General features: G+C 61.5%; 23 protein-coding genes. 10 read left to right on the top strand and 13 right to left on the bottom strand.

Annotation, left to right across the window (positions count from 1 at the left end; genetic code table 11):
* Positions 1-29 precede the first annotated feature (29 nt).
* Positions 30-2,471: a penicillin acylase family protein gene (locus LIY36_RS26080; RefSeq protein WP_226457679.1), complete on the bottom strand. Its 2,442-nt coding sequence runs from the start codon at positions 2,469-2,471 to the stop codon at positions 30-32.
* Between the two features lie 126 nt (positions 2,472-2,597).
* Positions 2,598-3,242 carry a glutathione S-transferase N-terminal domain-containing protein gene (locus LIY36_RS26085; RefSeq protein WP_226457680.1) on the bottom strand — a complete coding sequence of 215 codons (645 nt, stop codon included), beginning with the start codon at positions 3,240-3,242 and terminating at the stop codon, positions 2,598-2,600.
* An 84-nt stretch (positions 3,243-3,326) separates the two neighbouring features.
* Between LIY36_RS26085 and LIY36_RS26090 the strand changes: the two genes are divergently transcribed.
* Positions 3,327-3,878, top strand: a complete 552-nt coding sequence (locus LIY36_RS26090; RefSeq protein WP_226457681.1) for a cysteine hydrolase family protein — start codon at positions 3,327-3,329, stop codon at positions 3,876-3,878.
* Positions 3,879-4,100: 222 nt separating this feature from the next.
* Here LIY36_RS26090 and LIY36_RS26095 read toward each other — a convergent pair whose 3' ends face one another.
* From LIY36_RS26095 to LIY36_RS26110, 4 genes are read right to left on the bottom strand one after another with little or no spacing between them, the layout of a single operon-like run.
* Positions 4,101-4,301, bottom strand: coding sequence for an SEC-C metal-binding domain-containing protein (locus LIY36_RS26095; protein WP_026136698.1), 201 nt, complete (start codon positions 4,299-4,301; stop codon positions 4,101-4,103).
* Entirely contained in the window at positions 4,298-4,780 is a 483-nt protein-coding gene (locus LIY36_RS26100; RefSeq protein WP_192299321.1) for an LEA type 2 family protein, read from the bottom strand. The genes LIY36_RS26095 and LIY36_RS26100 overlap by 4 nt, the downstream gene beginning before the upstream one ends.
* 19 nt (positions 4,781-4,799) lie before the next feature.
* The gene (locus tag LIY36_RS26105; protein ID WP_192299320.1) at positions 4,800-5,270 is read right to left on the bottom strand and encodes a YchJ family protein; all 471 of its coding nucleotides are present in this window, start codon (positions 5,268-5,270) and stop codon (positions 4,800-4,802) included.
* A 4-nt stretch (positions 5,271-5,274) separates the two neighbouring features.
* The gene (locus LIY36_RS26110; RefSeq protein WP_226457682.1) at positions 5,275-5,772 is read right to left on the bottom strand and encodes a DUF6231 family protein; all 498 of its coding nucleotides are present in this window, start codon (positions 5,770-5,772) and stop codon (positions 5,275-5,277) included.
* Positions 5,773-5,962: 190 nt separating this feature from the next.
* Here LIY36_RS26110 and LIY36_RS26115 point away from each other — a divergent pair, with 190 nt between their 5' ends.
* Both LIY36_RS26115 and LIY36_RS26120 read left to right on the top strand, forming a co-directional pair.
* Complete coding sequence (locus LIY36_RS26115; RefSeq protein WP_226457683.1) at positions 5,963-6,658, top strand: OmpA family protein; 696 nt, start codon at positions 5,963-5,965, stop codon at positions 6,656-6,658.
* A 156-nt stretch (positions 6,659-6,814) separates the two neighbouring features.
* Positions 6,815-7,573: a collagen-like protein gene (locus tag LIY36_RS26120; RefSeq protein WP_192299317.1), complete on the top strand. Its 759-nt coding sequence runs from the start codon at positions 6,815-6,817 to the stop codon at positions 7,571-7,573.
* Between the two features lie 139 nt (positions 7,574-7,712).
* Here the strand turns inward: LIY36_RS26120 and LIY36_RS26125 are convergent, their stop codons facing one another.
* Positions 7,713-8,177 (bottom strand): CopD family protein, encoded by a 465-nt coding sequence (locus tag LIY36_RS26125; RefSeq protein ID WP_226457684.1) that lies wholly within the window; start codon positions 8,175-8,177, stop codon positions 7,713-7,715.
* A 100-nt stretch (positions 8,178-8,277) separates the two neighbouring features.
* Here LIY36_RS26125 and dinG point away from each other — a divergent pair, with 100 nt between their 5' ends.
* The 6 genes from dinG to LIY36_RS26155 all read left to right on the top strand — a co-directional run bounded on the left by dinG (position 8,278) and on the right by LIY36_RS26155 (position 16,601).
* Positions 8,278-10,422, top strand: a complete 2,145-nt coding sequence (gene dinG / locus LIY36_RS26130) for an ATP-dependent DNA helicase DinG (RefSeq protein WP_135288038.1) — start codon at positions 8,278-8,280, stop codon at positions 10,420-10,422.
* A gap of 89 nt (positions 10,423-10,511) precedes the next feature.
* Complete coding sequence (locus LIY36_RS26135) at positions 10,512-12,797, top strand: beta-galactosidase (RefSeq protein ID WP_226457685.1); 2,286 nt, start codon at positions 10,512-10,514, stop codon at positions 12,795-12,797.
* A gap of 82 nt (positions 12,798-12,879) precedes the next feature.
* The gene (locus LIY36_RS26140; protein WP_226457686.1) at positions 12,880-14,025 is read left to right on the top strand and encodes a serine hydrolase domain-containing protein; all 1,146 of its coding nucleotides are present in this window, start codon (positions 12,880-12,882) and stop codon (positions 14,023-14,025) included.
* Positions 14,026-14,167: 142 nt separating this feature from the next.
* On the top strand, positions 14,168-15,199 hold the full coding sequence (locus LIY36_RS26145; protein WP_226457687.1) for an OmpA family protein: 1,032 nt from the start codon (positions 14,168-14,170) through the stop codon (positions 15,197-15,199).
* 25 nt (positions 15,200-15,224) lie between these two features.
* The gene (pdxH, locus tag LIY36_RS26150; protein ID WP_226457688.1) at positions 15,225-15,872 is read left to right on the top strand and encodes a pyridoxamine 5'-phosphate oxidase; all 648 of its coding nucleotides are present in this window, start codon (positions 15,225-15,227) and stop codon (positions 15,870-15,872) included.
* A gap of 264 nt (positions 15,873-16,136) precedes the next feature.
* Complete coding sequence (locus LIY36_RS26155) at positions 16,137-16,601, top strand: glycine zipper 2TM domain-containing protein (protein WP_026136695.1); 465 nt, start codon at positions 16,137-16,139, stop codon at positions 16,599-16,601.
* A gap of 326 nt (positions 16,602-16,927) precedes the next feature.
* Here LIY36_RS26155 and LIY36_RS26160 read toward each other — a convergent pair whose 3' ends face one another.
* From LIY36_RS26160 to nhaA, 3 genes are all read right to left on the bottom strand, one after another.
* Complete coding sequence (locus tag LIY36_RS26160) at positions 16,928-17,263, bottom strand: hypothetical protein (protein WP_226457689.1); 336 nt, start codon at positions 17,261-17,263, stop codon at positions 16,928-16,930.
* Positions 17,260-18,483 carry an S-type pyocin domain-containing protein gene (locus LIY36_RS26165; protein ID WP_226457690.1) on the bottom strand — a complete coding sequence of 408 codons (1,224 nt, stop codon included), beginning with the start codon at positions 18,481-18,483 and terminating at the stop codon, positions 17,260-17,262. The genes LIY36_RS26160 and LIY36_RS26165 overlap by 4 nt, the downstream gene beginning before the upstream one ends.
* Positions 18,484-18,628: 145 nt before the next feature.
* A complete protein-coding gene (gene nhaA / locus LIY36_RS26170) occupies positions 18,629-19,804 on the bottom strand; it encodes a Na+/H+ antiporter NhaA (protein WP_226457691.1) in 1,176 nt (391 codons plus the stop codon).
* A 216-nt stretch (positions 19,805-20,020) separates the two neighbouring features.
* On the opposite strand from nhaA, the gene LIY36_RS26175 reads away from it, so the two are divergent.
* On the top strand, positions 20,021-21,115 hold the full coding sequence (locus LIY36_RS26175; RefSeq protein WP_226457692.1) for a PLP-dependent cysteine synthase family protein: 1,095 nt from the start codon (positions 20,021-20,023) through the stop codon (positions 21,113-21,115).
* Between the two features lie 140 nt (positions 21,116-21,255).
* On the opposite strand, the gene LIY36_RS26180 is transcribed toward LIY36_RS26175, so the two are convergent.
* From LIY36_RS26180 to LIY36_RS26190, 3 genes are all read right to left on the bottom strand, one after another.
* Positions 21,256-22,869 carry an NAD(P)/FAD-dependent oxidoreductase gene (locus tag LIY36_RS26180; protein WP_226457693.1) on the bottom strand — a complete coding sequence of 538 codons (1,614 nt, stop codon included), beginning with the start codon at positions 22,867-22,869 and terminating at the stop codon, positions 21,256-21,258.
* A 106-nt stretch (positions 22,870-22,975) separates the two neighbouring features.
* Positions 22,976-23,647 carry a COG3650 family protein gene (locus LIY36_RS26185; RefSeq protein ID WP_226457694.1) on the bottom strand — a complete coding sequence of 224 codons (672 nt, stop codon included), beginning with the start codon at positions 23,645-23,647 and terminating at the stop codon, positions 22,976-22,978.
* 95 nt (positions 23,648-23,742) lie between these two features.
* Positions 23,743-24,342: a short chain dehydrogenase gene (locus LIY36_RS26190; protein WP_226457695.1), complete on the bottom strand. Its 600-nt coding sequence runs from the start codon at positions 24,340-24,342 to the stop codon at positions 23,743-23,745.
* Positions 24,343-24,374 lie beyond the last annotated feature (32 nt).

Here is a 24,374-nt window from a genome sequence, read left to right on the forward strand (position 1 = left end):
GCGGGGCTGCCCTTCGTAGGGGGGCGGGGTTATTTGCCTGGGGTCAGGGTTAGCCGCGTCTTCCCGTACACCTTGTCAAAGTTCTGCGGCTGCATCGGGAAGCTCAGGTATTGCGCCTTGAGCGATGGGTCGATGCCGTTGGCATAGTTCGGGCTGGCGGGGTTGCCGGATTGGCCGATGCCACCCTGGCCTGTCATCGGTTCCACTTGGCCGAAGTCGACGATCATGCGCAGCGCCGGCACCTGGGTGGTAGTGAAGTCCTGCCCCCAGTTGTACGGTGCCGGGTTCAGGGTGTTGTGGTCGCCACCGGATGCCAATGGGCCTCGAATCACCTGGCCCCCGGCGTTTTTCCAGGTGGTGCTGTGCAACTTGCCCCACTGCCAGGCCTTGTGATCGCTGCCCAGTTGGCTGTCGCCGGCGCTGATCGCCGCGGCCAGGCTACGGGCGAGGATTGCCGGTTTGTCTTCTTTCTGCGGGGGCCGGATGTCGTCCCAGAACGGGCTGTCTTCACGGCCCAACAGGTGGTCGGCCTGGGCGGCGTAGGACAGGCTGGCGTTGCTGACAAACGCCTTCCAGCTGGCGCTGTTTTCCGGGCCGAGTTCATCGAGGAAGATCTGCTTGGTGCTTTCTTGCAGGAACAGTTCGTAGAGCGCCGCGTCGGCGGAGGTGGACACCAGGCGCCCATCGAACCCCATCAAGCGGCTCAACGCCTCGCGGGCCTTGGCCTGCTCGGCTGCCGGCAGGGCGTCAATCGCCTGTTTCAGCGGCTGGGCCATGCCTGGCGCCTGGAACATGCTCTTGAGCTTGGCGGCGAAGGTGGTGGTCTGGTCGTACTGCATGGCGATCATGCTGCGGGTGTCATGCTTGCCCGCATTGGCCAGTTGCGCCAGGCGCTCGCTGCGCTCGGGCGCGTCCCAGGAGTTGGACAGCTGCATGCCATAACCGCGTGGTGCGGTGCGCTGGTTGGCGGTGCCGATCCAGCCTTGGGCCGGGTCTTGGTCGTAAGGGTGCAGCATTGCGTCGGCGTAACCGTCCCAGTCAAAGCGCGTGTCCCAGCCCGGCGAGGGCAGCAGGCCTTCACCTTCGCGGCGGTTGGGGAAGCGGCCGGTGACTTGCCAGCCGATGTTGCTGGCGTCGGCAAACACCATGTTCAACGCGATGGCGCGAATCTCGCGGGTCGCGTCCGAGGCCTTGCCGGCGTTTTGTGCGCGGGACAGGTCGAAGAACGCGTCCAGACTCTTGTCGTCCTTGAAGTCGGCGGTTTGCAAGGCCAGACCCAGGCCGCTGGTCAGTGCCTGGCTGCTGTTGAGCAGGGCACCATGGCGGGTTTCGTACACCACTTCGCGAATCGAGCGTTGGCCTTTGACGAAGAAGGTTTCGTTGCGCACAGCGGCCGGTAGCCATTTGCCGTTGCTCTCGTAGTACAACGCGCTGCCTTGACGTTTGACCTTCTCCAGGAACAGGTCCTGGGTGTCGCCCTTGACCGTGCTCATGCTCCACGCGACTTTGCCGTTGAAGCCGGACAACAGGGTCGGCAGACCGGCAATCGAGGCACCGACCGCCTGGTATTTCGGCGCGCGGATCTGCACGTAGCTCCACGGCGACGGCGCTTGCGGCTGGGCGGCAAGGTCGTTGGACAGCAGGCTTTTGCCGCTGCGGCTGCGTTGCGGGCCAATCGCCCAGTTGCTCGAGGTGGTCACGGCCAGGGCGTTGAGGCGGTTCAGTTGCTGGCTGACCGTGTCCAGCCCGGCGAGGCCGGTGATCTGGCCCAGGTTGACCCCTTTGAGTTTCTCGGCTTCGGCCAGCGGGATCGCTTCATCCGGCGCGCTCGGGGTGAGCCAGGCGAGTTTGTCGACGCCGACTTTCTGCGCCAGCACCAGGGAAGCGATTTCTTCCTGCAGGTTGGCCGACTCGCTGAAATTCAACAGGCAGAACAACAGCGCCGAATCTTCCGGTTTCCAGTACTCGGGCTTGTAGCCGGTCTGGGCGAGGTCCGGCGGCAGCTTGTCGCGGTAGCGGAACAGGTAGGCGTTGACGCCGCGTGCGTACACCTCGAAGAACCGCTTGAGGCGTGGCGAGGAGGCGTTATACAGCTCGCCGGCGCGTTTTTTCAGGTTGACCGCACGCATGAACCGGTCGGCATCCAGCACATCGGGACCGGACATCTCCGCCAGACGGCCCTGGGCCAGCAGGCGCAACGTGACCATCTGGGTGATGCGGTCACTGGCATGTACATAACCGAGGCTGAACAGCGCGTCATGGAAGGTGTTGCTTTCGATCAACGGCATGCCCTGGGCATTGCGACGCACCGACACATTCTGTGCCAGGCCTTTGATCGGTTGCACGCCGGCGACCGGCGGCAGGGTGTCCTGGATGCTCTGGAGTTGGCAGCCGGCCAGGCTTAATGCACTGGCCACTGCCGCGGCAACGCCGAACCGGGGAAGAAAATGTGAGAGGGCTGGCGAGGCCATGGCAAAGCTCCTGCGGGGGGTAGCGTCAGTAAAGGCGCTACGTTAGTGAGCGCGGTGGAACGACGCAAGCAGGAGTTTGGGGAAAGCATCAGATCTTGAGACGGGCTCAAATCAAATGCTTTGGGGTCAGGCCTTGGGCGGATTCACTTTCTGCACCAGTTCGTAGGCCCGCACTGTCGCCGGCCGCTCCTTGATGCTGTTGAACCAACGCTGCACATGGGGGAAATCTTCCAACCGCTGGCTCTGCCACTTGTGGGAAACGATCCACGGATAGATGGCCATGTCGGCAATGCTGTAGTCCTCGCCTGCGACGAACGCGCGGTCTGCCAGGCGCCGGTCCAATACGCCGTACAGGCGTGCGGTTTCATCCACGTAACGCTTGATCGCGTAGGGAATCTTTTCCGGTGCGAACTGGCTGAAGTGATGGTTCTGGCCGGCCATCGGCCCCAATCCACCCATCTGCCAGAACAGCCATTGCAGGGTTTCCTGACGACCGCGTAGGTCCTTGGCAATGAACTTGCCGGTTTTTTCCGCGAGGTACAGCAGGATGGCGCCGGATTCGAACAACGAAATCGGCGCGCCACCATCGCTCGGTTGATGATCGACGATGGCCGGAATGCGGTTGTTGGGAGCGATCTTCAGGAAGTCCGGCTTGAACTGGTCGCCCTGGCCGATATTGATCGGATGCACCTCATAAGGCAGGCCGGCTTCTTCCAGGAACAGTGATACTTTGTGACCGTTGGGGGTAGTCCAGTAGTACAAGTCGATCATGACGCTCTCCAAGTGCGCGAATGGCTGTAGGAATAGGTGATGCTGGGAGCGCGAAAATTCAATGAAACATTTAGGTCTATCGTTATGGCATTTCGACAGGACGCGGCGCTGATCGTGATTGATCAGCAAAAAGGCATTCATCACCCCAAGCTGGGGCGGCGTAATAACCCACAGGCCGAAGAACGCATCCAGGCGCTGTTGCGGCATTGGCGCAGTACCGGGCGCCCGGTGATCCATGTGCAGCATTTGTCCCATCTGCCGGACTCGGTGTTCTGGCCTGGGCAGTCCGGCGTCGAGTTCCAGGACAATTGCGTGCCTGCGCCCGGCGAGCAATTGATTCAAAAACGCGTACCGGATGCCTTCAGCGGTACGCCGCTGCAAGCGCAGTTGCGCGCGGCCGGCATCGTGCAATTGGTGCTGGTGGGCGTGGCCACCCACAACTCGATGGAAGCCACCGCCCGCACTGGCGGCAACCTCGGGTTTGATACCTGGGTGATTGAGGACGCGTGCTACACCTTCGACAAACCGGACTTTTTCGGTGCGCCGCACCCCGCCGAGTTGGTGCACGCCATGTCCCTGGGCAACCTGCACGGCGAATACGCCACGGTGATCAACTCCCGTGATGTGCTGGGCTAAGCCTGGGCGCATGAAGGGCGGTTGAGCTTGAGGAATCGAGACGGTGGCGGGCTAGAGGTTGAGCTGTTGTTTCAGCTCAAATCCTGATTTGAGATGCAATCCAATGTGGGAGCGGGCTTGCTCGCGAAGGCGGTGGGTCAGTTGAAATACCTGTGACTGACACACCGCCTTCGCGAGCAAGCCCGCTCCCACACAAGCCCGCTTACAGATTCAAGTGGCGTATTACGCCCCGTGGCACTTCTTGAATTTTTTTGCGCTGCCGCACGGGCACGGATCGTTGCGACCCACGTCCTTCAAGGCGTTGCGCACCGGCTCCTGGTGAGCGTGGCCGCAGTTCGGGCCGTGGACATGGCCGTGGTCGTGATCATGGTGATCGTGATCGTGGTTGCAGTCAGGACCATGGACATGGGGTTGCTGAGTCATTGATGTCGCTCCGGAATAAAATCGCCGGGGATTATCTCGCCATTGTGGGCCACCTGCACGTCATAACCGATGAATAATCCGGTTTTCAGCTCGCCTTCAAGGCGATAGGGCACTGGCTTGCTCGGGTTTTTCAGCATCTGCACCACATCGCGGATCTGTGGCCAGAGGTTGGTGCGTACCGAAACCTTGAAAAAAGCATGGCCTCTGGGCGGCACGGTGAGCCACTCGTTGGATTCACCTTCGGTCAGCACAAAGTTGTCCAGGCTGACCTTGTAGACCAGGCCGCGTACGGTCAGGTCGGCGTCGTCGCGGTTGTCCACGCGAAAGTACAGCTTGAACTTCTGCTCCAACAGCTTGGCCCGCACCACTTCGACTTTCACCAGGGACACGTGGGGCGGTGGCGCGTCGTCTTCGAACCACGACGCGCAGCCGCTCAGGCCGAGGGTTAACGCCAGCATCAAGCTGTAGATCCGAAGCATGGCGTTTGTCCTGTGTTGGTTAGAGATAACTGGAACAACACTTCTTGAATTTCTGCCCGCTGCCACACAGACAGGCATCGTTGCGCCCGGTCTTCACCTCCACGGTCGGATCGATGAAGTACCAGCGCCCGTCATTCTGTACGAAAGAAGACTGTTCGCGGTGGCTGTGTTCGCCAGTGCTGTCATGCCAGCGGGCGGTGAAGGTCACGAACGCGTGCTCCGGCTGGCCGCCGAACACCTCGGAGCTTTCCACCTCCAGGCCCAGCCAGGTGCTTTGGGCGCTCCACGCGCCGATGGCGTCACGGTCCAGGCCGGCCTGTTGCGCGGGCAGGGTGGTTGCCACCAGATAGTCCACCAGGCCCAGCACATAGGCGCTGTAGCGCGAACGCATCAGCGCGCTGGCGCAGGGCGCCGGGTGGCCGGCGTGATAATGGCCGCAGCAGGCATCCAGCAGGTTGCCACTGCCGCAGGGGCAAATGGATGTACTCATCGGGTTACCACCAATACTTTCCGAAGTTTTCCGGGTTGGCCCAGAACCGGGCGTTGAGCCAGTCCGGCACCTGTTTATAGTCAAGCAGATCGTAGGTAAACAGCGTCAGAACCTGCTCATCGCGCTGGAAACGCTCGCCGGCCTGCAGGGCCAGGGAGAAGAAGTCGGTGTCTTGCCATTGGCACGCGCCGAGGTCCACCAGCACCGCAATGCGGCTGGCATTGAGGTTGCGGATGCCGCCGAGCAGGGTCAGGCCTTGTGCCTTTGACAGGTGTTCCAGGCAGTCGACCACCAGCGCCAGGTCAAAACGCTGCGCGGCCAGTTCGGCGGGCAGGGGGCCGGGTGGGGCGATGGACACCTGGGTGTCCGGGTGTTCGGCTTTAAAAGCCTCCAGCGCCGGGAACTGGCTGGCCCCCAACAGCAACAGGCGCTTGGGCTGGTGCAGGTCGAGCAGGGCAGCCAAGGCTTGTTGGGGTGTACGAGCGGAAATACCAGCGGTCATCACAGATCCTCACATCAGGACCATAGAGACTAGCGCGGCTGAGCGTGCTGGCCTAGAGCGGGTGATTGCGAAAAGCCAGGCACTGGCGGCGATCCTCAATGAAACCGGGGGTGCGGCCTACTGGCGCAGATGAAAAGAGCGGTCTTTACTCCACCCATCGGCCCCCGCCGATCCCCTCAGGAGAAATCAGATGAGCATCATGCGGACAGCTCTGCCCTTGATTCTGCTAACCAGCGTATTGACAGGTTGCGCAGGCTTGCAAAAAACCGATTGGCCCACCTGCGCCGCCGTTGGCGGTGTGACCGGCGCGGCGATCGGTGCAACGGAAAGCTCGGCCTACGCGGGCTATGGCGCGCTGTTGGTCGGCGGCATGGCCGGCGCCTATTGCTGGGTGCATGGCGATGGCGACGAGGACGGCGATGGCGTACCGGACAGCCGCGACAAGTGCCCGGGCACGCCGAAGGGCGTGCATGTAGATGCCAACGGTTGCCCGCCGGTGCCGGTCGCGGCAGTGGTTGAGGAAGTGGTCGTGGTCAAGGAAGAAACCATCGTGATCCGCGATGTGTTGTTCCAGTTCGATTCGGCCAAGTTGACGGCGGCGGATAAAGCCAAGCTCGATACCATCGCCACCCGCCTGAAAAAAGAAGCACCGGGCGCGCAACTGCGGGTCAGTGGTCATACGGACAGCGTCGGCAAAGACGCCTACAACCAGAAACTCTCGGAAAAACGTGCGCATTCGGTCACCGAGTACCTCATCCAATCGGGTGTGCCGCGCAGCAGTTTTGTTTCGGTAACGGGGGCTGGCGAAAGCCATCCGGTCGCCGACAACAAAACCGCTGAAGGCCGTGCGTTGAACCGCCGCGTGGAAATCCAGATCAACCGCTGACAGCCCTTGCCCCTGTGGGAGCCACAGGGGCATTGCCGGCAATCTTTACCGAAACCGACCTTTCCCAACTTTTTTGAACCTTCACTGGCAAATCGCCGGTAGAAGTCGTTACTGTGCGTCCAAAGAAAAAACTAGAACAAACTCGGGAGCCCCAAGATGCGTAAGGTTTTACTGTTGGCCCTGTTGGTCAGCCCCATTGCCCTGGCCCAGAGCGTCAGTGTTGAAACCAACTCGTTGATGCGCCTGCCCAACAGCACCAGCGTGCTGCAATTGGAGCGCCTGGATGTGGCGGACTACGGCACGTTGCTGATTCCGGCCAGTATCAGCCAGGTCACGGTGGATGAGTTGCACTTGGGGCGTGACGCGCGTATCGCCATCGTCCCGGGTAATACCGCGCTGCAATTGCAGGTGCGCCATGCGCAACTTGACCACGGCAGCCAGTTCACCTCGCGCGGCGCTCCCGGCACCCATGAAAAACCGGCCAAGGCCGGGCGCGACCTGACCTTGCGCATTCAATCATTGGCGGCCGATGAGTTGTCGGTGGATGCCCGTGGTGGTGCTGGTGCCAAAGGTTATGCCGGTTTGGACGGTGCCAACGGCGTGGACCCGGGCTGCACCTGGGGCGCGGCCGGGCGTGGCGCCAATGGCGACAACGGTGGTGATGGCTTGCCGGGTGCGGCGGGTGCGCAAGTGCGGGTCGAATTGCCAAAGGACTTCCCGGCGCAGCAGATCAAGGTCTGGGTCGACGGTGGAGCGGGTGGTTTGGCGGGCACGGCGGGTAAGCCGGGCAAAGGCGGGCAGTCCAAGGGGTGCCTGGTGTATCAGGCCGATGGCGGCGAGAAGGGCCGTCCTGGGTTGGAAGGCCAACCAGGACCAGCGGGTCCCGCAGGTTCCGTCACCATCCAACGCCTGTAACTTGTAGTGAGCGGGCTTGCCCCGCGCTGGGGGGCGAAGCCGCCCCAAATCCAGACACCTCGGTCTTTCTGAAACACCGCGGCGTACCGGTTGGGGTGGCTTCGCCACCCAGCGCGGGGCAAGCCCGCTCACTACAAGCTCAGAGCATTGGTCGGGCTGAGGCGATTGCCACTGTTACCAATCCCACAATCAAATTGATGCCTACCAACCGGCGAATCTGCCCCAGCACCGCCGCCCCCACCGGCCAGTCCTGCGCCGCCACCGCCGCGCGCAATTGCGGGAATTTCAACGCCTGGATCCGGATAAACAACGCCGTCATCACCAGATACAGGCCCATCATCACCTGCACATAACGCGGCGCAGTCTCAAACCCGCTGAAGCGCAGGTGCAGCAAGCCAATGCCGCTGATCGGCAAAATCGCCACCGCGACCCATACCCACACAAAAAAACGTTGAAACACATTTGCCCACAGCGTGAGCCGGGCAGGGCCCTCAAGTGCCGCCCCGGCGGCGGGGCGCAGGATCATCCAGGCGAAAAACATGCCGCCGACCCAGATCAGGGCGGCCAATACATGCAGGGTGTAGGCGAGGCTAAACGCGGTCATTGCGGTACTCCGTTCTGCGCGGGATTCATTAGCGGGGTATGATAGCGGCCGATCCGAACCACTGAAAATTTATCCAGCGTTTTTTTGCGCCCGACTATCCATGATCAGCACTGAACTCAAAACCACGATCCAGGGCGCCTACTCGCGTTTTCTCGAAGCCAAGAGCTTGAAACCGCGCTACGGCCAACGCCTGATGATCGCCGAAGTGGCCAAGGTCCTCGGGGATATCGACACCGACGACGAAGGTCGCCGCGAAGGTGAGCCCGCGGTCGTGGCCGTCGAAGCCGGCACCGGTACGGGCAAGACCGTGGCCTACAGCCTGGCCGCGATCCCGACCGCCAAGGCCGCCGGCAAGCGCCTGGTGATTGCCACCGCCACCGTGGCCCTGCAAGAGCAGATCGTCTACAAAGACCTGCCCGACCTGATGCGCAACAGCGGCCTGAACTTCACCTTCGCCCTGGCCAAGGGCCGTGGCCGCTACATGTGCCTGTCCAAGCTCGACGTGTTGTTGCAGGAAGGCCACGCGCAAACCGCCACCGCGTCGTTGTTCGAAGAAGAAGGCTTCAAGATCGAGGTGGATGAGGTCAGCCAGAAGCTGTTCACCAGCATGATCGAGAAACTGGCCGGCAACAAATGGGACGGCGACCGCGACAGCTGGCCCACCGCCCTGGAAGACTCCGACTGGGCGCGCCTGACCACCGACCACAGCCAATGCACCAACCGCCATTGCCCCAACTTCGGCCAGTGCGCCTTCTACAAGGCCCGCGAGGGCATGGGCAAGGTCGATGTGATCGTCACCAACCACGACATGGTGCTGGCTGACCTGGCCCTGGGCGGCGGTGCCGTATTGCCCGATCCGCGTGACACGCTCTACGTCTTCGACGAAGGCCATCACCTGCCGGACAAGGCCATCGGTCACTTCGCCCATTACACGCGCCTGCGTTCCACCGCCGATTGGCTGGAAAGCACCGCGAAGAACCTCACCAAGTTGCTGGCCCAGCACCCACTGCCCGGCGACCTGGGCAAGCTGATCGAACAAGTGCCGGAGCTGGCGCGGGAGATCAAGACCCAGCAGCAATTCATGTTCAGCGCCTGCGAGCAGGTCGCCGACTTCAAGCCCGGCGAAGATGTGGAAGGCCGTGAGCGCCCACGTCACCGTTTCGTCGGCGGCTTGATCCCCGAACATATGCGCGAAATGGGCATCGAGTTGAAGAAGGGCTTTTCGCGCCTGACCGACCTGTTTACCCGTCTCACCGATTTGCTCAAGGAAGGCATGGACGGCGAGGTCAACATCGGCATCGCCAGCAACCAGGCCGAGGAATGGTATCCGCTGTTCGGCAGCCTGCTGTCCCGCGCCCAAGGCAACTGGGAATTGTGGACCGCCTTCACCGTCGAAGACCCGGAAGACAACCCGCCCATGGCCCGCTGGCTGACCCTGTCGGAAAGCGGTGCGCTGTTTGACATCGAGGTCAACGCCAGCCCGATCCTCGCCGCCGAAATGCTGCGTCGCAATCTGTGGAACGTGGCCTACGGCTGCCTGGTGACCTCCGCCACGCTGACGGCCCTGGGCACCTTCGACCGCTTCCGCATGCGCGCCGGCCTGCCGAAAAAGGCCGTCACCGCCGTGGTGCCCAGCCCGTTCCATCATGCCGACGCCGGTGTGCTGCGAGTGCCCGACCTCAAGGCCGACCCGCGGGACGCCGCAGCGCACACCGCGGCGATCATCCGCGACCTGCCGGAGCTGGTGGAAGGTTCGCGCGGCACCCTGGTGCTGTTCTCGTCACGCAAACAGATGCAGGACGTGTTCGACGGTCTCGACCGCGACTGGCGCAAGCAGGTGTTTATCCAGGGCAACCTGTCCAAGCAGGAAACCCTGAACAAGCACAAGGCGCGGGTGGATGGCGGCGACTCCAGCGTGCTGTTCGGCCTGGCCAGCTTTGCCGAAGGCGTGGACTTGCCGGGCGCCTACTGCGAACACGTGGTGATCGCCAAGATCCCGTTCTCGGTGCCGGATGATCCGGTCGAGGCGGCGTTGGCCGAATGGATCGAAGCGCGGGGCGGTAATCCGTTCATGGAAATCTCGGTGCCGGACGCTTCCTTGAAGCTGGTCCAGGCCTGCGGGCGCTTGCTGCGTACCGAACAGGACCGGGGCACCATCACCTTGCTCGACCGTCGTTTGGTCACCCAGCGCTATGGCAAGGCTATCCTGAATGCCTTGCCGCCATTCAGGCGCGAAATTTCTTAAGCCGCCGTGGGCGATTTTGCCCACTCCGTGGTCTATCTCACTGTATTTCATCAGGCCATTCATCGGCCGTCTGGGAGAACCTTGTCTGTATGATTCGCACGCTGCCCGCTCTATTTGCCCTGTTGTTCGCCGCGCCCTTGATGGCCGCGCCTGCCGGGCAACAGACCCTGTTCAATTTCGTCCGGCCTGCCGATGTGGTCAAGGTGGCGACCCAGGACGCCAGCCTGCCGCAATACAACGCCGAACAAACCCCTGAAGGCGAGGTGTTGCGCCGCATCACCTTCAACCCGGCCGCCGAACCGAGCCTGGTGCTCAGCCCGCAGAGCGGCGTCTGGGACTGGTCGCAGTCCGGCGCCATGAGCCTGCGCATCCAGAGTGCGATGGACTGGGCGCTGACCCTATACGTCAAAGTGCAGAGCGCGGACGGCAAGATCTTGCGCAGCCGCATCGACCTGCCGGCGGGTCCGGCGCAGACCTTGCTGATCCCGTTGCAAGCCAACTCACCGTTGAGCCAGGGCATGAAGGCTGGCCCGCCGATGCCGATCACCGTGGACGGCCAACGCGTGTTGCTCGGCGGCAGTTTTGGCGAAGTCGACCGCAGCCAGGTGGTTTCGGTGACCTTGTCGATGCTCAAGCCCAGCGCGGCCCAGAGCATCCTGTTGGAGCGCTTTGGCGTGCAGGACAGCGAGCCGGTGATCAAGGCTGCCTACAGCGAGCTGGTGGATGCGTATGGTCAGTCCACCCGTGCGCGCTGGCCGGAGAAGGTTGGCAGCGACGAACAACTCAAGGCCGCTGCCGCCAGGGAGCAGCAACAGCTCCAGGGCTGGCTGGCCTCGCGGGATAAATCCGCACTGGACCCGTACGGCGGCTGGAACAAAGGCCCGGCGTTCGAGGCCAGCGGTTTTTTCCGCACCGAGAAGCGCGATGGTCGCTGGTATCTGGTGACGCCGCAAGGCCATCCGTTCTACTCGTTGGGCGTCAATACCGTGGCCCCGGATAACAGCCAGACCTACGTATCCGGTCGTGAATGGATGTTCGCGGCGTTACCCAAGGCCGGCGAGCCGTTGGATAACTACTACGGCAGCGGCGATAACCGCACCGGCAATGGGGCCGGCGAAGGGCGCAGCTATGGTGCCGGGCGCTGGTATGACTTCTACGGCGCCAACCTGCAACGTACCTATGGCGGTGAGGGGTTCGACCACAAGCGTTGGGTCAGCCACACCCTAGATCGCCTGCAAGCCTGGGGTTTCAACACTGTGGGCAACTGGAGTGACGAAGCGCTGGCCCGCGCCGACCGCGTGCCGTACACCTTGCCGCTATCAATTGTCGGCGACTACGCCAGTATCAGCACCGGCACCGACTGGTGGGGCGGCATGCCCGACCCGTTTGATCCGCGCTTCGCCATGGCCACCGAACGCGCCGTGGCCATTGCCGCCCGCGATCACCGTGATGACCCATGGTTGATCGGCTATTTCGCCGACAATGAATTGGCCTGGGCCGGTCCTGGCGATGATCCGAAGTCCCGTTACGCCCTGGCCTACGGCACTTTGCGCATGACCACCGATGTGCCGGCCAAACGCGCGTTCCTCAAGCAATTGCGCGACAAGTATCGTAACGAGGACGGCCTGTCGAAAGCCTGGGGCGTTCATGTGGCGGGTTGGGAGTTGATGGAAGACCCGGGTTTCGAAGCGCCGATGCCGAATGCCGAGCACCCGGAAATCGAGGCCGACTTCAAATATTTCCAGAAGACCTTCGCCGACGCCTACTTCAAGACCATCTCTGATGCGCTGAAATGGCACGCGCCGAACCAGTTGCTACTGGGCGGCCGCTACGCGGTGAGCACTCCGGAGGCGGTGGCGTCGTGCGCCCAGTATTGCGATGTGCTGAGTTTCAACATGTACACCCTTAAACCCCAGGACGGTTATGACTTCGCGGCTCTGCGCGCGTTGGACAAACCCGTGCTGATCACCGAATTCAACTTCGGCTCGGCGGACCGTGGGCCGTTCTGGGGCGGCGTGACCCAATTGGCCAGGGAGGAAGATCGCGGCGCGGCGTACGCCAACTTCCTCAAGCAGGCCATGGCCGAGCCGTCGATTATTGGCGTGCACTGGTTCCAGTATCTGGATCAGCCGGTGACCGGGCGTCTGCTGGACGCTGAAAACGGCCACTTCGGGCTGGTCGGCATCACCGATGTGCCGTTCCAGGGCTTTGTCGACAGCGTGCGCAAGAGCAACCTGGCGGCCGTCGAGCAGTTGGGCAAGGAGGCGGAAAAAGCCAAGGCGGCCAGCGCGGCGCATGAGCATGCAAGCGGTCGCTCGGGCGGTGACGGCAAAGGCGCCGGACATGCCGGCGGGCATGCTGGAAATGGTCATTGATTCAGCGTTGACGGGTTCCCAAATCCTGGAATGACTGGAACAATGTCGACCACTTTTTACGGCGTTTTCCGAGGGGGCTTAGGTGCAGATTCAGGGTCATTACGAGCTCCAGTTCGAAGCGGTACGTGAAGCGTTCGCCGCGTTGTTCGATGACCCCCAGGAGCGTGGCGCCGGGCTGTGCATCCAGGTCGGCGGCGAAACCGTCGTCGACCTGTGGGCCGGCACCGCCGACAAGGACGGTGCCGAGGCGTGGCACAGCGACACCATCGTCAACCTGTTCTCCTGCACCAAGACCTTCACCGCCGTCACGGCCCTGCAATTGGTGGCCGAGGGCAAGCTGAAGCTGGATGCGCCCGTGGCCGACTACTGGCCGGAATTTTCGGCGGCGGGCAAAGAAGCCATCACCTTGCGCCAGTTGCTCTGCCATCAGGCCGGGTTGCCTGCGATCCGCGAGATGCTACCCGCCGAGGCGTTGTACGACTGGCAATTAATGGTCGACACCCTGGCGGCCGAGGCCCCATGGTGGACACCGGGCCAAGGACATGGCTACGAGGCGATCACCTATGGCTGGCTGGTCGGCGAGCTGTTGCGGCGTGCCGACGGGCGCGGGCCAGGGGAGTCCATCGTGGCGCGGGTTGCACGGCCGCTGGGCTTGGACTTCCACGTAGGCCTGGCGGATGAAGAGTTTTATCGTGTTGCGCATATAGCGCGCAGCAAAGGCAATATGGGCGATGCCGCCGCGCAACGGTTACTGCAAGTAATGATGCGTGAACCGACTGCAATGACTACGCGGGCATTTGCCAATCCTCCGTCTATTCTGACCAGCACTAATAAACCTGAATGGCGACGCATGCAGCAGCCGGCGGCAAATGGTCACGGTAATGCGCGCAGCCTGGCGGGTTTTTATAGCGGTTTGTTGGACGGTAGTTTGCTCGAAAGCGACATGCTTGAAGAGTTGACCCGTGAACACAGTATCGGGCCGGATAAAACATTATTGACACAAACCCGTTTTGGCCTGGGCTGCATGTTGGATCAACCGCAACTGCCGAATGCCACCTTCGGCCTTGGCCCGCGTGCGTTCGGGCATCCTGGTGCGGGTGGTTCGGTGGGCTTCGCCGATCCGGAGCATGATGTAGCGTTTGGTTTCGTGACTAATACATTGGGGCCTTATGTACTTATGGACCCACGTGCACAGAAGTTGGTCGGAATATTGGCCGGTTGTCTGTAAACCCCTTGCTGTTTCACGTTTTTTTGTTACAAAGGCAACTATAAGAAGACGCTGACGGAAAGTATGTAACTTTATTCTTATCCTGGCGTCTGTTTAACGGGTCCTCGAGACCCCTGGTTTTTTCTCATTTTGTGGATACCTCATGTTATCGAACAAGTCCTTGGCACTCGCGCTTTGCCTCACTATTACCGGCTGTGCACAAACTCCACAAAATGATGCCGACGGTGGGCATTGGTGGTCATTTGGATCGGATAAAACGGCTGCCAAGGACGCAGTGACCAAGGTCGACGCCAAGCCGGACGCCAAGGCTGCCGCCGACGCCAAGGCCGCTGACTTGAAAGCCGACCTCAAGGCTGCTACCCCTGCACCTGCCGCCGCGCCAGCTGTCGCCAAGGCAGAGAGCGAAACCCATTGGTGGTGGCCGTTCGAAAGCAAGCCAAAGCCCCTGGCCAAGGTCGACGTGACCAATATCCCAATGCCTGACCCGAAAATCACCCAGGCCTGGTTGGACGACTATGAGCCGCGCCTGCGTGCTGCGATCAAGGACAGCAACCTGCAACTGGAACGTCGTGACAACGTACTGGTCGTGATCGCCCCGGTGGACGGTTCCTACAACCCGAAACGTCCGTCGATGTTGCTGCCGGTCACCCTGGGCCCGTTCACCCGCGTCGCCAAGGCTGTTGAAGCCGATCCAAAGACCGCCGTACTGGTCCTGGGCCACGTCGACGCCACCGGCACTGCACCGGCGAGCCAGGCGTTGAGCAAGGAACGTGCACAGTCGATCGCATCGATCTTCAGCCTCAGCGGCCTGAAGCAGGACCGCCTGATGCTGCGCGGCATGGGTGACCTGATGCCACGTGCCGCCAACGACAGCACCCAGGGCCGTGCGCTGAACCGTCGCATGGAAATTATGTTCACTCAGCGTACAACTATGTTGGCCTTGCTGAGCAAGTACAACTCGGGCAAGACCCCGCCAGTGGCTGAGATGGTTGCGGTGCAGGACGTTCCAGCACCTGCTCCGGCCGCCAAGACCCCGGCGAAAAAGGCGCCTGCCGCGAAGAAAGCCGCTGCCAAGCCCGCCGCCAAGAAAGCCCCGGCCAAACCCGCTGCCAAGAAAGCGGCCCCAGCCAAAGCCAAGGCGGCTGCACCGGCTAACGACCAGGCGAAAAACTGATCTGTTGAAAGAAGGATAAAACCGCATGACCCAGGCACTGGCCGATATGCGCCGTGACTACACACGGGATGGTTTGAGCGAGGCGCAGGCCCCGAGCGAGCCGTTTGCGTTGTTCCACCAGTGGTTTGGCGATGCGGTGAAAACCGAGCAACCGCCGGTGGAAGCCAATGCCATGACTCTGGCCACGGTTGACCAGGACGGGCGCCCGCACTGCCGCATCCTGCTGCTCAAGGGCCTGGATGCCCAGGGTTTTACCTTCTTCACCAACTATCAGAGCGCCAAGGGTGAACAGCTCGCGGCGCGACCGTTCGCGGCGATGACTTTCTTCTGGCCAACCCTGGAGCGCCAGGTGCGGATCGAGGGGCGGGTGGTCAAGGTCACGCCTGAGGAGTCGGACGCTTATTATCAGGTCCGCCCATTGGGCAGCCGCTTGGGCGCGTGGGCGTCGCCGCAGAGCAAGGTCATTCGTGACCGTGAAGAACTGCAGGACTTGCTCAAGGCCACCGAGCAGCGTTTCAGCGATACCCAGCCCGACTGCCCCGAGCACTGGGGCGGTTATCGCCTGCTGCCCGAGCGCATCGAGTTCTGGCAGGGCCGCGCCAGCCGCCTGCACGACCGCCTGAACTATCGCCTGCAAGGGACCGACTGGACCCGCGAGCGCCTGGCGCCCTGAGCGTCACCTTTCGTCACCTCACCTGAATATTGTCCGTTGCGCCGAAGTCTCTATTGCACAGACTTCGGCCGCATCCGGCTGCGTGACTACAATGTTGAAACAGTCGTGACATCTATTGGCACAAGAGCTGGGCTACCGTTTGTCGAGTTTTCTGGTACTGGCAGTCTGTACTCAGGCTGAATGAAAGCAATTTTTTGCGGTGCGGGCCGTGACAGGCGCCAAGCTGCCGCGTTTAATGACCACCTGTCCTTTGGAGTTGATGCTATGCGTAAGTCCGTTTTACTAGTTGCCTGCTTCACCACCCTGTCACTTCTGCTGGGTGGCTGTGCTTCGAGTCTGACCGGCGACTCGTACTCCCGTGACGAAGCGCGTCGTGTACAGAGCGTTCGCATGGGCACCATCGAATCCCTGCGCCCAGTGAAAATCGAAGGTACCAAGACCCCAATCGGCGGTGCTGCCGGCGCAGTCATCGGCGGCGTTGGCGGCAGCGCCATCGGCGGCGGCCGTGGCAGTATCGTGACCGCGGTGATCGGCGCAGTTGCCGGCGGCCTGCTGGGCTCGGCCACCGAAGAAGGCCTGACCCGCACCCAGGGCGTGGAAATCACCGTCCGCGAAGACGACGGCAGCATGCGCGCCTACGTGCAGGCCGTGCAGGAGAATGAAATCTTCCGCATTGGCGACCGCGTGCGCATCATGACCGTTGATGGGACTAGCCGGGTTACTCGCTAAGAATTAGTCGCAGAAACGAAAAACCCCCAATCGGGTGACCGGTTGGGGGTTTTTGTTGCAAGCCCGGTTAGTGGCTGGGCTTGCGGCTTCAAAGATGCATCGACCTGCATCCAAAGGCCCACGTGTTCCGGTAAGTGTGCTGGAGGTAAGGCCCAACTCACGGAGGGCCGAGTATGTCCAAGTTTGCACGACGTACGTGGAACCTCGTAGTGAACGGCCTGCGTGCTTATCACGTCTGGAAGTTCCTGCGGGACAGCTTTGATGACCTTTAAGGTCTGAGAGGCGGAGCCGTCTTGGTTCAGGTCAAGGCGGCTTTTTGGTGGGGGTCAGGTGAACATTTCTATGTCGTCCATTGCATCATTTACTGCCGCCGACAAAGAAGGGCTTCTTCGCCTGGCTTGCTCAAAGGCGGGAGCGATTTTTTCCATATCTACCTCGCCGAATCGACGTGCAATGTGACCGATAGCGACAATAGCTGCGGCAGCAATGTCACCTTCAATATGTTCGATAAACTGGAGGCAGGTTTCTTGTGCCCATGCACCGTCCATTTCATCAAGCCCAATTGAAATCAACGCTTCTGTCACTTTGCTCACATCCGAAGTGGCTAAATATTGTACTGCTTCATCATGGGTCAATGATGGATCGTGGTATCGCATAGTCATTTGGTCTCTCCCAGTATTTTTCCCTTGCGGTTGGTTTTACCAGCTCTGATCAAGGCGTTTTTCATTTCTTGTCGCAATCCACTCCAAGGTCTTACATGGGCGTGATACGAACCCTCTTCGGTACGGTCTATCACTACGAATTCTTTGGTATGCGGATCGATCGCAATACGGCGGCGCGAATTTGGTGGGTTCACCTCTATCGACGCATCAAGTGAATCAAGTCCGTTTTCAGGCCTTTTACTTTTAACCGAATTCCCCTTTTTACTGTGATAAGGCGCGTCCTCGTACTTCCAACTGACGACGATATACAGCGGTCTAACACCCGAATCCGCCGGGAACACCAGGATGAAATCTTTGTAGTCCGGCGGATATATCGGGTCGACGATAATGTTGGCGGCCTTCTCGTTGGCCGGGTACACCCATATATGCGGTGTCGAAGGCGCGGCTTGCAACGCTGGGATGCCGAGGGTGTCACCGGGGTTTGCAGCAGGCGTCCAGATCAGTTCAATCCCGTCACCCAGGTCGGCGATGTACTGCATCTCTTGCAACTGAAACTGCACCACATCGACCATTTCCCAGTCGCGATTTTTGCCTGTGTAGAACGCGTATCCCTTGAGCGTGCCGTCCTCCCGTTGCTCGACATGCAAGCGAACCCGCGTGCGTGCTCTCGCCATGGAGCGCAGTTGCTCTTCGGTGTAGAGCGCGCTGTCGCCAAGACTGGAGGGCCAGATCAGCCCCACCAGGCCCGTCAGGAAGGCTGCCCCGGCAGTGCTTGCCCCGGCTGCGGCGACTGAGCCTGTAACAGTGCCGGCCAGCGCCAGCGTTCCGAGGCCTGCCGGCAAAGCACTGCCGCTGATTTTCTTGAGAGGTAGCACACCAGACTCGTCGGTCTCGCGACCGCCCAGCAACGCGTACTCGCCATAGTCCTCAAGGCGATCAAGCGGCACATAACCGGTGGGGTCGTGATAGTCGATGATGCTGTCCGGCAGGTTGCAGGACTTGGTAAAAACGCAGCCTATCAAGGGCGTTGGGGCGGGGTGCGGATCAGCCAGGCGGCTGTTTTCATAGGCTTCCTGGCGGGCGAGCAGGGTTTGGTGGGCTTTTTGCCGCGCTGCACGGGCCGCCAATTCGGCCTCGTTCATGGGCTCAAGCATGCGATAACCGCCGGTGCCGGTTCCGTAGGACCGCCAGACTTGGAATGTATCCTTGGTATTTGCCATCGTGCCCTCCTGGCGTGCTGCATAACGAGGGCCGACGTTATGGCAAGCCGAGCAGGGGCGATGTAGGTCTTATCTGAGGGGGGAATGGGAACAGGAGGGAAATGTGGCGAGGGAGCAAGCTCCCTCGCCACAGTCATTGCATTCGTTATGCTTTCTTGCGACTCGCCATCGCCGTTATTGCATAGCCAATGCACGCAGCCAGAATCGACCCGGTCAGAATCCCCATTCGGTCTTCCCCGGCAAACTCACTGGCACCCGGCACAAACGCCAGGGAACCGACAAACAGGCTCATGGTAAAGCCGATGCCGCACAGGATCGCCACACCAAACACCTGGCCCCAGTTGGCGCCGCTGGGCAGTGCGGCCAGGCCGGTCTTGATGGCCAGCCAGGTCAGGCCGAACACGCCGACGGTCTTGCCGATCAGCAGGCCGGCGGCAATGCCCAGCGGTACGTGGTGGGTGAAGCTTTCCAGGCTGACGCCGGCCAGGGACACACCGGCGTTGGCGAACGCAAACAGCGGCAGGATGCCGTAGGCCACCCAAGGGTGCAGGGCGTGTTCCAGGGTCATCAATGGCGAAGGCTCGGCATTCTTGGTGCGCATCGGGATGCAGAAGGCCAATGTCACGCCGGCCAGGGTGGCATGCACACCACTTTTCAGCACGCAGACCCACAGGATCAACCCGATGATCAGGTACGGGCCAAGCTTGATCACACCGAGGCGATTCATCGTGATCAATGCAATCAGGCAAGCGCCCGCGCCCGCCAGTGCGGCGCCCGACAGGTCGGAGGAATAGAACACCGCAATCACGATGATTGCGCCCAGGTCGTCGATGATCGCCAGGGTCATCAGGAACAGCTTGAGCGACACCGGCACGCGTTTGCCCAACAGGGCCAGTACGCCGAGGGCGAAGGCGATGTCGGTGGCCATGGGGATCGCCCAGCCCGACAGCGCGGCGGGGTAGTCCTTGTTGATCGCCCAGTAGATCAGCGCCGGTACGACCATGCCGCCAATCGCGGCTGCGCCGGGCAGCACCACCTGGGACGGCTTGGACAGATGGCCGTCAAGCAACTCACGCTTGACCTCCAGGCCGATCAGCAGGAAGAACAGCGCCATCAGGCCGTCGTTGATCCATAGCAGTGCAGGTTTGGCGATTTTCAGTGCGCCGATCTGTGCCACCACCGGCACATCGAGAAAGGCGTTGTAGAGGTGCGACAACGGCGAGTTGTTGATGATCAGCGCCAGTGCGGCAGCGGCGATCAACAGCAAGCCACTGGCGGCCTCCAGCTGGAAGAAACGGGTGAAAGTGCTACGCAGAGGCAAGGGATGCTCTCCAATCCAGGTTCAATAGGTGGCTACCCTAACCCGTACCGTTAGTTGTTAAAACAAAAGTTATATTCTTATTTGTTATAAGAGAGTGATTGGGAGGGCAGTGCGCCAAAGCTTAGCAATTGTGTGTCCAATTGAGTCGGTACTGTATCTGTGTGGAGTGTAGGAAACCTCCTAAGATTGGGCGTGAAATCCTTAGAGAACCTCCTCATGAGCGACCACCGTCCCTGGGCCCGCGAAGCCATTCGTATCATCGAAGCGGACTTCCAGCGTAGCGCCGACACACACCTGATCCCCTTGCCGCTGCCCGGCTTGCCAGGTGTCGAGTTGTACTTCAAGGACGAGTCCAGCCACCCCACCGGCAGCCTGAAGCATCGTCTGGCGCGTTCGCTGTTCCTGTATGCGCTGTGCAATGGCTGGTTGAAGCCGGGCGCACCGGTGATCGAGGCGTCCAGCGGTTCGACGGCGATATCGGAAGCCTACTTCGCCCGCCTGCTCGGCTTGCCGTTTATCGCGGTGATGCCGGCCACCACCTCCCAGGAAAAGATCGCGCAGATCGCCTTTTACGGTGGCAAGAGCCATCTGGTGAACGATCCGACGCAGATCTACGCCGAATCCGAACGGTTGGCGCAGGAAAGTGGTGGTCACTTCATGGACCAGTTCACCTACGCGGAACGGGCCACCGATTGGCGCGCGAACAACAACATCGCCGAGTCGATCTTCCAGCAGATGCGGTTTGAGCATTACCCAGAGCCGAGCTGGCTGATTTCCAGCCCCGGTACCGGCGGCACCACGGCAACCCTGGGGCGTTACGTGCGTTACCGCCAGCATTGCACCCGCGTGCTGTGTGCCGATGCGGAGCGCTCAGTGTTTTTTGATTACTACTTGAGCGGCGACGCCAGTTTGCGCCTGGACTGTGGTTCGCGCATCGAAGGCATTGGCCGGCCGCGGGTCGAGGCGTCGTTTCTGCCCAAGGTGATTGATGCGATGGTCAAGGTGCCAGACGCATTATCGCTGGCGGCCATGCATTACCTGGCCGCGCGCTTGGGGCGGCGGGTCGGCGGGTCCAGTGGGACTAACTTGATCGGCGCGTTGATGGCTGCGCTGCAGATGAAAGCAGCCGGCAAGTCGGGGTCGATCGTGGCGATCTTGTGTGACGGGGGAGAGCGGTATGCCACCACTTACTATGATCAGGCGTGGCTTAAAACGCAGGGTTATCAATTGGAGGGCTTGATTGCGGCTGTTGCGGCGAGTGTGGAGCGGGGCGAGCCGCTGCCGGCCAGCGTCTTGCGCGCCAATATCTGACTCAACACAAAAACCAATGTGGGAGCGGGCTTGCTCGCGAATGCGGTGTGTCAGTCACACACTGTTCAACTGATCCACCGCTTTCGCGAGCAAGCCCGCTCCCACACAAGCCCGCTCACATTCAATAAATAAGCGAGTTATCAGGCTTCGAGGCCCAACATATCCCGCGCCAACGCTTCGGCGATCCGAATCCCGTCCACACCCGCCGACAGAATCCCACCGGCATAGCCCGCGCCTTCACCGGCCGGGAACAGGCCCTTGACGTTCAAGCTCTGCATCGACTCATTACGAGTGATCCGCAACGGCGACGACGTGCGCGTCTCGATCCCGGTCAGCACGGCATCGTGCAGCGAGTAGCCCTTGATCTGCTTCTCGAACGCCGGCAGTGCTTCGCGGATCGCTTCGATGGCGAAGTCCGGCAGGGCCAGGGCCAGGTCACCCAGGGCTACCCCCGGCTTGTAGGACGGTTCCACGCTACCGATAGCCGTGGATGGCTTACCCGCGATGAAATCGCCCACCAATTGCGCCGGGGCCTCATAGTTGCTGCCGCCGAGGATGTAGGCGTGGGACTCCAGACGCTCCTGCAACTCGATACCCGCCAGCGGTCCACCCGGGTAATCCACCTCAGGCGTAATGCCAACCACGATGCCGGAGTTGGCATTGCGCTCGTTACGCGAGTATTGGCTCATGCCGTTGGTCACCACGCGGCCCGGCTCGGAGGTGGCAGCGACCACCGTACCGCCTGGGCACATGCAGAAGCTGTAGACCGAGCGGCCGTTCTTGGCGTGGTGCACCAGTTTGTAGTCCGCGGCGCCGAGTTTTGGATGGCCAGCGTATTTGCCCAGGCGTGCCGCGTCGATCAGCGACTGCGGGTGTTCGATACGGAAACCCACCGAGAACGGCTTGGCTTCCATGTACACACCGCGGCCGTGGAGCATGCGGAAGGTGTCGCGGGCACTGTGGCCGAGCGCCAGGATCACGTGCCTGGAAAGGATCTGCTCACCGCCGTCGACGACGACGCCGTGCAGCTGGCCATCTTCGATCAGCACATCGGTGACGCGTTGCTCGAAACGCACTTCACCGCCGAGGGCGATGATCTGCTCGCGCATGTTTTCCACCACGCCAGTCAGGCGGAATGTACCGATGTGCGGCTTGCTGACGTAAAGGATCTCTTCCGGCGCACCGGCCTTGACGAATTCGTGCAGGACTTTACGCCCGTGGAATTTCGGGTCCTTGATCTGGCTGTACAGCTTGCCGTCGGAAAAGGTCCCGGCGCCGCCTTCGCCGAACTGCACGTTGGACTCGGGGTTCAGCACATTCTTACGCCACAGGCCCCAGGTGTCCTTGGTGCGCTGGCGCACTTCGCGACCGCGCTCAAGAATAATCGGCTTGAAGCCCATTTGTGCCAGCAGCAGCCCGGCGAAGATACCGCACGGGCCAAAGCCGACCACGATCGGGCGTTCCGTCAGGCCTTCAGGCGCCTGGCCGACCACTTTGTAGCTGACGTCCGGCGCCTGGTTGACGTTGCGGTCATCGGCGAACTTGAGCAGCAGGGCGGCTTCGCCTTTGACATCCAGGTCGATGGTGTAGATGAAGCACAGCTCCGATGACTTCTTGCGCGCATCGTAGCTGCGTTTGAACAGGGTGAAATCGAGCAGGTCATCACTGGCGATGCCCAGGCGCTGTACGATGGCAGGGCGCAGGTCTTCTTCGGGATGGTCGATGGGCAGCTTGAGTTCGGTGATTCGTAGCATGACGGGATCCGGTAGGCGGCGGGCAAAGAGGCCGGCTGTTTTGCAAACCGGCGATTATAAGCCCCAATGGACATTTTCCGTCATGTTAAAACAGCCCAGGGCGGCGTCAGTCGTCGCGCGAGCCGCCAAACGCCGCGCAACCGCGTTGCACCTGGCCGTTGACGCGCAATTCGGCGGTCATGTGTTGCAGGCTGCCGCTGACGCTGTCCACGCAACGTTGCGGGGCTACCCACAGTTCGACGTGCTGGTTGTTGGCTTCGGTCATCAGGTTGAAACGGCCATCGCCGATCTGTTCTTCCACATACGGCACCGCCAGTGGCGGCTGGCCTTCGCGCTCCAGCACCATGCCCTTGGCCGTGACATTCATCGCCCAGGCCGGCTTGTGGCCGTTGGCGCGCAGGATCATGCGCTTGAAGTCCGGGTCGTTGCAGGCCGAGGTCGAACGCTCCACGCGGTAGAGCTGTTGCAGGTCGACGCTGCCCTGGGTGCCGCTGGCCACGCCGGAGAACTTGCCACGCAGGTCGGCGAACAAGGTGCCTTGCTGGCCGGCCAGGGAGGCGGCTTCCTGCAGGACGCTGGTGCCGCCGGTGTCGTTGACCACGTAGTTGCGTTGGTCGTTGCACGGCTGGAACAGCAGCTTGCCGTTGACCGCCGTGAGTTCGCCCTGCATGCGGGTCAGGCCGGCAGTCGACGGCTTGGCCGGCTCGCCTTCGAACATCTGGCAGGCGGCGAACAGGGGGAGCAGGGCAAACAGGGCAAGGGTACGAGCGGCACGCATAGAGGGTCTCCAGACAAGTGCCGCCACGTTACGCAGGCTGGCGCCGCATCACAAGCCCGCCTGCCAGCTTCAGGCGATTCTGACAGACGTTAAGGTCAGCCCACGATAAAGGTCTGACCGGTCTGCAAGCCCTCGACGCTTTTGGCGTAGGCCAACGCCACATCTGCCCCCGCCGCCGGTTTGAAGCCGCGGAAGTAAGGCGCGTAGCTGCCCATCGCTTCCACCAGTACCGTAGGACTTACAGAATTGACGCGCAGACCCCGTGGCAATTCGATTGCCGCTGCTTTGACGAACGCATCCAGCGCACCGTTGACCAGCGCCGCCGATGCCCCCGTGCGGATCGGGTCGCGGTTGAGGATGCCGCTGGTAAAGGTGAACGACGCGCCGTCGTTGGCGTACTCGCGGCCGATCAGCAGCAGGTTGACCTGGCCCATCAGTTTGTCGCGCAGGCCCAGTTCAAAGTCGGCGTCGCTCATTTCACCCAGTGCCGCGAACTTCACGCTGCCGGCGGCGCAGACCAGCGCGTCGAACTTGCCGGTCTGCTCGAACAGCTTGCGGATTGAGGCGCTGTCGCTGATGTCCACCTGAAAGTCACCGCTGGTGCGGCCGATGCTGATCACTTCGTGACGCTGCGCCAGTTCGCTCTTGACTGCCGAGCCGACGGTACCGCTGGCGCCAATCAATAGGATTTTCATGGTGCTGTTCCTCCAGTGGGGGTAAGTGAGGG

The sequence above is a fragment of the Pseudomonas sp. AF03-9 genome (assembly GCF_020515815.1).
GTDB lineage: Bacteria > Pseudomonadota > Gammaproteobacteria > Pseudomonadales > Pseudomonadaceae > Aquipseudomonas.